We start from the raw sequence: 8,201 nt of genomic DNA on the forward strand, positions 1-8,201 counted from the left end.
CTTCTTCCGCCCTGAGGCTTCGTACGGTCCTTACGGATCTCGAAGTCCATCGCACCCCTTGAACTGGGGTGTTGCGACGACCACTAGAACCCAAGGGGGTGGCGGGCCGCTTTCCGTCTCCCCGGAAGCGCGGCGCGAGGTGCGCCGTATCAGCGTTCGTCGCCCACTGCCGGCGGCCGCTGGCGACCGCTCGCCGGCCGACTGCCTCCGGCCGCCGACCCCGGAGCCTCCGGGCCGCCGGCTCCGAGCTCCGGGCCGCCGACCCCGAGCTCCGGGCCGCCGACCCCGAGCTCCGGGCCGCTACGTCCAGCACTGAGGATTCCGGGGCCCAGGAAGGCACCCCGTTCTCCGGAAGCCACCCGCCCGCTGACCGGCTTTCTCTAGCATGAGGTGACGGGCATCACATCGGAGGCCATGTGTCGACCATCGTCATCATTGCTGCCGTTTCATCCGGTTTGACGGAGGTGCAGGAAAAGCTCGTCGTCGGGTTGGCGAGCGCATTTGTTGGCGTCTTCGGAACTCTTCTGGTCCACTTCCTCGCATCACGCCAGAAGCCGCGGAAGCGGGTTTCCTGGGATTCCGTCACGGAGCCCGGCCTCGGCAGCATCGATCCCCAGCTCGGGGCCAAGCTGCGCATCTCCTACAACGGAAACCACGTGAACCATCTGTATTCCGCCCGATACAGACTCACGAACAGCGGAAACACGGTCATCAAAAATCAGCGGGTCCGCTTCGAGATCCCGGCGGGCGTGAAGGTCCTGGAACTCGCGCCGGCGCCGCAGCCCGAGCCTGAATTGGAGGTCGAGAGGAGTCCGGAGTCGTCGGGCTCCCGGATCGTCTACACCATCGGGCAGCTGGAACGAGGGGAAGAGGTGGGCTTCAGCCTTGTGCTGGACGGTCACAGCGCGCCCCAGTGGCGGGCCAAGACGTCGAACGCCGAGGGCGGTGTGGACGTTCAGAAGCGGGACTCCCAGCGGAACGTCGAGGATCGGGCCCATGTGATCCCCTTCCTGGCGTCCGTGTTCTTTCTCCTCGCCATACCTCCGGTGGTCAGCGGTCTGGTGTTCTACGGGAAGCTGGGGGGCGTACTGGCCAGCGTGGTCAGAATCGCCTTCCTCCTCTTCTCCCTCCTTCATTTGTTCCCGACTCTCCGCCTGCTGAGGGATATTTACTTCTCGGGGAAGGGGAAGGGAACGACGATCGACGGAGATGCCCTGTTCTTCAACGGCAGCATCCACGGTGGTGTGGCGGGGAAGGTCGTGGAGATCGCTAGGGAGCAGGACGGGGCGAGCCCGAGCAGCGAATGATCCCGGCGCGCCGTGCAATGGCCTCACGGAAGGGCCTGCCTCCGACAGTCGGCGAGCCGTCCCCTCGCTGCCCCCGCGGGCAACCGGTTGCGCGGACATGCGACAGGGCGGCACCTCTTCGGGGTGCTGCCCTGTCGTCCGCCCGGTCAAGGCACTGGAGGCCGTGGCGGGATTCGAACCCACGTAACTCGCTTTGCAGGCGAGCCCCTGAACCACTCGGGCACACGGCCGGGTTGCGGTGCGCTGCCGACTCTAGGCCGCGCGGCGGGGGCCCCGGAAGGCTGTGGGGCGAGCTGCCATGAGGCTGCAACACGGCGCAACAAACGACCCGCGGTCAGCCGGGCGGTGCGGTGCTCCCGGACGCCCACCGGCTCGCGTGCGGACGGTGAAATACATCACGCCCGCCCCCCCCCGCCCGCCTCAACCACCCACCCATGGGAGGGGGCGGACCGGAGGACGACGTCCGGAGGGCTGCCACCGCCCCGACACCCAAACGCCCGCCGCTGGGAGCACCTCCCACGCCCTTCAGGCAGCGGGGGAGCAACGGCGAGCTCCCGCCGCGGCGGGACGGCCGGGTGCGTACGCGGCGCCGGAAAGCGCCACCACCACGGCGCCGCAGCCGAAGACGTGGCAAGCCCCACCCCCGGTACGCTGGCGCGGTTGCCGAGAGCCGAGTTCAGCCGACGGAGACCGTGACTACCACCACCAGCGCCACCAACAGCCATCATCTGTCCCCGGCCTTCCCGGGGCGGGCCCCCTGGGGTACCGCGAACAAGCTGCGTGCCTGGCAGCAGGCGGCCATGGACCGGTACATCCAGACGCAGCCGAGGGACTTCCTCGCCGTCGCGACGCCGGGAGCCGGTAAGACGACCTTCGCGCTCACCCTCGCGTCGTGGCTGCTGCACCACCACGTCGTGCAGCAGGTGACCGTCGTCGCGCCGACCGAGCACCTGAAGAAGCAGTGGGCGGAGGCGGCGGCCCGGATAGGGATCAAGCTCGACCCCGAGTACAGCGCCGGCCCGCTGGGCCGCGAGTACCACGGCGTCGCGCTGACCTACGCGGGCGTCGGCGTCCGCCCCATGCTGCACCGCAACCGCATCGAGCAGCGCAAGACCCTGGTGATCCTCGACGAGATCCACCACGCCGGCGACTCGAAGTCCTGGGGCGAGGCCTGCCTGGAGGCGTTCGAGCCGGCCACCCGGCGGCTCGCGCTGACCGGTACGCCGTTCCGGTCCGACACCAACCCGATCCCGTTCGTGACGTACGAGGAGGGGAACGACGGGATCCGGCGGTCGTCCGCGGACTACACGTACGGATACGGCAACGCGCTCGCCGACGGCGTCGTGCGGCCGGTCATCTTCCTCTCCTACAGCGGCAACATGCGCTGGCGCACCAAGGCGGGCGACGAGATCGCGGCCCGGCTCGGGGAGCCGATGACCAAGGACGCGATCTCGCAGGCGTGGCGGACCGCGCTGGACCCGCGCGGCGACTGGATGCCGAACGTGCTGCGCGCGGCCGACCAGCGGCTGACCGAGGTCCGCAAGGCCATCCCGGACGCCGGCGCCCTGGTCATCGCCTCGGACCAGGAACAGGCCCGGGCGTACGCCAAGCTGATCCGGGAGATCACCGGGCAGGGCGCCACCCTCGTGCTGTCCGACGACTCCGGTGCCTCGCAGCGCATCGACGACTTCTCGCACTCGCAGGACCGCTGGATGGTGGCGGTGCGGATGGTGTCCGAGGGCGTCGACGTGCCGCGGCTGGCGGTGGGCGTGTACGCCACGACGATCTCCACGCCGCTGTTCTTCGCGCAGGCCGTGGGCCGCTTCGTGCGGTCCCGCAAGCGCGGCGAGACCGCCTCGGTGTTCCTGCCGACCGTCCCGATGCTGCTCGGCTTCGCCAACGAGATGGAGGTCGAGCGCGACCACGTGCTCGACAAGCCGAAGAAGGACGGCGAGGAGGACCCGTACGCCGAATCCGAGAAGGAGATGGAGGAGGCGAACAAGGAGCAGGACGAGGACACCGGGGAGCAGGAGCAGTTCTCGTTCGAGGCGCTGGAGTCGGAGGCGGTCTTCGACCGGGTGCTCTACGACGGTGCCGAGTTCGGCATGCAGGCGCACGCGGGCAGCGAGGAGGAGCAGGACTACCTCGGCATCCCCGGGCTGCTGGAGCCCGACCAGGTGCAGCTGCTGCTGCAGAAGCGGCAGGCCCGGCAGATCGCGCACAGCCGGAAGAAGCCGGACGCGGACGCGGACCTGCTGGAGATCCCGGCCGAGCGGCGGCCGGTGGTCACGCACAAGGAGCTGCTGGAGCTGCGCAAGCAGCTGAACACGCTGGTGGGGGCGTACGTCCACCAGAGCGGCAAACCCCACGGGGTGATCCACACCGAGCTGCGCCGGGTGTGCGGCGGACCGCCGAGCGCGGAGGCCACCGCCGGACAGCTGAACGAGCGCATCAAGAAGGTGCGGGAGTGGGCCACGCGGATGCGGTGAGGCCCTGGGCCCGCGGCTCGGCCGGGTCCCGGTGCGGCAGTCCGCTGCGCCGGGACCCGGCCCCTTTTTCGCGCTCCTTGCACGCGCCTCTTTGCGTGCTCCTCTTTGCGCGCTCCTCGGGGCGCTCGGCAGCCGCGCCGTCGTCGCACGGGGGTCGCCCGCCGAGCGGTCACGGACGGGGCACCTCGTAGCCCTCGCTGAAACACCGGACGCCCCGGGGAAGTCCCTGCTGGAACCCTTCCGGGGCCCTTTCGAGCGGACGGAACGGGATATTCCGGGCGGGAAAGCCCGGATTCTGGACGGACCCTTCCGCTGACCGGACTGGCTCGCTACTGTCCCGCTCACGCACACGCCCCGTGGCAGCGCCGCCGCGGAGCGCAGCCGGTGCCATGCGGCCGGCGGCCTCTTGAGCGCGCTGCTCCGGGACTCGCAGCACGCCGTGTCGAGCGCCGCCACTCACACCAGGAGGGCGTCGTGACCGCAGAGACCTCCCAGACGCTCGACCGAGGGCTGCGCGTCCTCAAACTCCTCGCCGACACCGACCACGGGTTGACCGTCACCGAGCTGTCCAACAAGCTCGGCGTCAACCGCACCGTCGTCTACCGCCTGCTCGCCACCCTGGAGCAACACGCCCTGGTGCGCCGCGACATCGGCGGCCGGGCCCGCGTCGGCCTGGGCGTCCTGCGCCTGGGCCGGCAGGTCCATCCGCTGGTCCGAGAGGCCGCGCTGCCCGCTCTCCGGTCACTGGCCGAGGACGTGGGCGCCACCGCGCACCTCACCCTCGTCGACGGCACCGAAGCGCTGGCCGTCGCCGTGGTGGAGCCGACCTGGACCGACTACCACGTGGCCTACCGGGCCGGATTCCGGCACCCGCTGGACCGCGGGGCCGCCGGCCGGGCGATCCTCAAGGCCCGCCAGGGACGCCTCCAGGAAGCCGGACTCGCCCTGACGCACGGGGAGTTGGAGGCCGGCGCCAGCGGCGCGGCGGCGCCGCTGCTCGGGGTGAGCGGAATTGAGGGCAGCGTGGGCGTGGTGATGCTCTCCGACACCGTCTGCGAACGGGTCGGGCCGCGGGTGATCGACGCCGCCCGCGAGGTCTCCGAGGCACTGCGCTGAGCCGTGCAGCGTGCTGAGCGGTGCATGTGCTCAGCTGTCCGCCCGGGCCGTCCGGGCGCGCCTGGCCCGCCTGGCCCGCCTGGCCCGCCTGGCCCGTCGGCCCGTCGGCCCCGGAGTGTGAAGGGGCGGTGGCCGTGTGGTGAGCCCGCAGCGGCTTACGGGCCTGGTGGGGCGGGGGTCAATTAGGGTGGCGGGGTGTCTTCCCGCGCCCGCGCCCTGGCGGTCTGCACCGCCCTCGTCCTCGCCCTCCTCGTCACCGCGGCCCTCGCTCCGCTGCCGTACTCGGTGGCGTATCCGGGTATGACGGCGAACGTCCTCGGCGACGACAAGGGCAAACCGGTGATCACGATCAGCGGGGCGGGGACCCGTAAGACCAGCGGGCAACTGCGGATGACCTCGATCGTCGCCACCGGCCCGGAGGCCTCCGTCCACCTGGCGGACATCCTCAAGGGCTGGTTCCGCTCCGACGAGGCGGTGATGCCCAGGGAAGCGGTCTACCCGGTGGGCAACAACACCGAGGAGATCGCCGAGCACAACGCCCGGCAGATGAAGGAGTCGCAGGACAGCGCGACGGAGGCGGCGCTCGGGCAGCTCGGCAGGTCCCCGAAGGACGTCAAGGTCAAGCTGAGCCTCGCGGACGTCGGCGGCCCCAGCGCCGGGCTGATGTTCGCGCTCGGCATCGTCGACAAGCTGGCCGGCGACGGCGCGGGCCACGATCTGACCGGCGGCCGGACCGTCGCCGGTACCGGCACGATCACCGCGGACGGCGAGGTCGGGGCGGTCGGCGGGGTGGCACTGAAGACCCAGGCCGCACACCGCGACGGGGCCACGGTCTTCCTGGTGCCCCGCAAGGAGTGCACGGACGCCCGCGCGGAGCTGCCGCGCGGCATGCGGCTGGTCTCCGTCACCACCCTCGACAGCGCGGTCAAGGCCCTCAAGGCCCTCCGCAACGGCGGCCGCGTGCCCAGCTGCTGAGCACCGGGGAGTTGATGAGCACCGGGGCGGGGGGGGCGGCTGGGACGTAGGGCAGCTGGGGGGCGGCGCTTCACCTAGGGGGCGGGTCGAACAGATCCCGTAAGGGTTGCGAGCGCCCCCTGCGGGGCCACAACGTGTGGGGTGGGGGCGGTATTCCCGTTGGGGCGGTATTCCCGCTCGGCAGTCGGGGAGGGGACGCCGTCCCCGCTTCGCGCCCCGCCTACCCTTCCCCCTACCCCGCCCCGCCTACGCTTCCCCCGCCTACCCCTCCCTGATGAACCCCTCCCTCAGCAGCCAGTTCTTCGCGACCTGGTGGGGGTCCTCGCCGTCGACGTCGACCTTGCGGTTCAGTTCCTGGGCGACGGTGTTGTTCAGGGCCTTGGTGACCGGGGCGAGGACCTCGGCCATCGCCGGGTACTTCTTCAGGGACGCCGCGTTGATCTCGGGCGCGACGTTGTAGTTCGGGAAGAAGTGCTTGTCGTCGGCGAGCACCTTGAGGTTCATCGCCTTGATCCGGCCGTCGGTGGTGAAGACCTCGCCCAGCGCACAGGTGCCCTTCTTCGTCTCGGTGTAGACGACGCCGCCGGTCATCTTGCGGACGTTGCCGGACGGCACCTGCATGCCGTACGCGCGGGCCATGCCGGGCAGACCGTCGTTGCGGGTGGCGAACTCGTTCTCCACGCACAGGGTCACCGCGCCGGGGTCCTTGCGGGACAGCGCGGCGACGTCCGAGAGGGTGTGCACGCCCAGCTTCTTCTGGTTGGCGGGGTTCAGCGCCAGCGCATACGTGTTGTTCAGCTTCGACGCCGGCAGCCAGACCAGGCCGTTCTTGCGGTCCTCGTCGCGGACCACCCGCCACTGCTCCTGCGGGTCGACGACCGGTTTGGTGTGGCCGAGGTAGGTGATCCAGCCGGTGCCGGTGTACTCGTACGCGGCGTCCGCGGTGCCGGACTTCACGGCCTCCCGGGCGCCGATGGACCCCTGGATGCTGGTCTTGTCGATGACCGTGGCGCCGGCCGCCTCGAAGACCAGGCCCATGATCTGGCCGAGCACGATCTGCTCGGTGAACTCCTTCGACGTCACCGTCAGCTGCGCCCCGGTCAGCGGCCGGTCCGGGTAGCCGGCGTTCGGGCCCGGACGGACGGTGTCGGTCATCGCGCTGCCGCTGACCAGGCCGCAGCCGCCGGCGAGCAGCCCGGCGAGCAGTCCGGCGAGCAGCGCGGCGACCGCGGACCGGCGGGGCGCCGGGCCGCGGGAGCCGAGTGCCGGGCGACGGGGGTGGGGCGCGCGCCTCATGTGGCCACCTCCAGGCCGCGGGGCCGCAGCAGCAGTTCGGCGAGCGACGCCAGCCATTCCACGAACAGCGCCAGCACCACCGTCAGCACCGAGCCGAGCACCAGCACCGGCATCCGCTGGGTGACGATGCCCGCCGAGATCAGATCGCCCAGCCCGCCGCCCCCGCCGAACGTGGCCAGCGTCGCGGTGCCCACGTTCAGCACCAGCGCGGTCCGCACCCCGGCCAGGATGAGCGGGACGGCCAGCGGCAGTTCCACCTTGGTCAGCACGCCGGTGGGGGACATGCCGATCCCGCGGGCCGCCTCGGTCAGCGTCGGGTCGATACCGCGCAGCCCGGCGATGGTGTTGGCCAGCACCGGCAGCACGGCGTAGATGACCATGCCGACGATCGCTGAGCGGGCGCCGATGCCCAGCCAGATGACCAGCAGGATCAGCAGGCCCAGCGCCGGGACGGCCTGCCCGAGGTTGGCGCACGCCATCGCGAACGGGGTGGCCCGGCGCAGCCGCGACCGGGTCAGCGCGATGCCCAGCGGGATCGCGATGATCAGCACGAAGAACGTGGAGACGGCGGTGAGCACGATGTGCTGCCGCAGCGCCAGCCACACCTTGCCGTCGTCCACCGCCTGATGGGCGATCGAGTCCAGCTGCGCGCCGCGGAACCACAGCCAGGTGGCCAGCAGCGTGAGGAACAGGAACGCCGGCATGAACGTCCACTTCTGCCAGCTGATCCGCCGCCCGCCGCGGGCCGCCGACGGGGTGGGCGCCTCACCGGCGGCCAGCTCCCGCTGCTCCATCTCGACGTTGTCGCGGAACGCGAACGCCTCGTGGTCGCTCGCCCCGTGCTCGCCGGGCCTCGGCCGGCTGCCCGCGGGCCGGGGCCGGCTGCCGTCCCGGGACCCGCCCGGGCCGCCGGGGCCGTCGGGGATGCTCATTAGAGGACCATCCCTTCTGCAGCCCTCTTCGGTAGGGTTGTGACCTCTCGGTCCCGGTGGGTGCATGGCCAGTAGTGCGAGCCGTT

General features: G+C 71.2%; 6 protein-coding genes and 1 tRNA gene. 4 read left to right on the plus strand and 3 right to left on the minus strand.

The window, feature by feature from the left end:
* Positions 1-416: 416 nt before the first annotated feature.
* On the plus strand, positions 417-1,307 hold the full coding sequence (locus AB0G35_RS37035) for a hypothetical protein (protein ID WP_360959137.1): 891 nt from the start codon (positions 417-419) through the stop codon (positions 1,305-1,307).
* 155 nt (positions 1,308-1,462) lie between these two features.
* Here AB0G35_RS37035 and AB0G35_RS37040 read toward each other — a convergent pair.
* Positions 1,463-1,537: transfer RNA gene (locus AB0G35_RS37040), tRNA-Cys, on the minus strand.
* A 462-nt stretch (positions 1,538-1,999) separates the two neighbouring features.
* Here AB0G35_RS37040 and AB0G35_RS37045 point away from each other — a divergent pair.
* The 3 genes from AB0G35_RS37045 to AB0G35_RS37055 all read left to right on the plus strand — a co-directional run bounded on the left by AB0G35_RS37045 (position 2,000) and on the right by AB0G35_RS37055 (position 5,887).
* Entirely contained in the window at positions 2,000-3,796 is a 1,797-nt protein-coding gene (locus tag AB0G35_RS37045) for a DEAD/DEAH box helicase (protein ID WP_360959140.1), read from the plus strand.
* A 474-nt stretch (positions 3,797-4,270) separates the two neighbouring features.
* A complete protein-coding gene (locus AB0G35_RS37050; protein WP_360959143.1) occupies positions 4,271-4,912 on the plus strand; it encodes a helix-turn-helix domain-containing protein in 642 nt (213 codons plus the stop codon).
* A 195-nt stretch (positions 4,913-5,107) separates the two neighbouring features.
* Entirely contained in the window at positions 5,108-5,887 is a 780-nt protein-coding gene (locus AB0G35_RS37055) for a S16 family serine protease (RefSeq protein WP_360959145.1), read from the plus strand.
* A 261-nt stretch (positions 5,888-6,148) separates the two neighbouring features.
* Here the strand turns inward: AB0G35_RS37055 and AB0G35_RS37060 are convergent, their stop codons facing one another.
* Together AB0G35_RS37060 and AB0G35_RS37065 are read right to left on the minus strand one after the other, a co-directional pair.
* A complete protein-coding gene (locus AB0G35_RS37060) occupies positions 6,149-7,183 on the minus strand; it encodes a glycine betaine ABC transporter substrate-binding protein (protein WP_360959148.1) in 1,035 nt (344 codons plus the stop codon).
* Positions 7,180-7,977 (minus strand): ABC transporter permease, encoded by a 798-nt coding sequence (locus tag AB0G35_RS37065; protein WP_360959151.1) that lies wholly within the window; start codon positions 7,975-7,977, stop codon positions 7,180-7,182. The genes AB0G35_RS37060 and AB0G35_RS37065 overlap by 4 nt, the downstream gene beginning before the upstream one ends.
* Positions 7,978-8,201: the final 224 nt, after the last annotated feature.

This window comes from Streptomyces sp. NPDC021749 (assembly GCF_040640655.1).
In the GTDB taxonomy this organism is placed as follows: Bacteria; Actinomycetota; Actinomycetes; order Streptomycetales; family Streptomycetaceae; genus Streptomyces.

Coding starts and splice junctions, on each gene's coding strand:
- AB0G35_RS37060 (WP_360959148.1), bottom strand. CDS start 7,183: ATGAGGCGCGCGCCCCACCCCCGTCGCCCGGCACTCGGCTCCCGCGGC.
- AB0G35_RS37065 (WP_360959151.1), bottom strand. CDS start 7,977: ATGGAGCAGCGGGAGCTGGCCGCCGGTGAGGCGCCCACCCCGTCGGCG.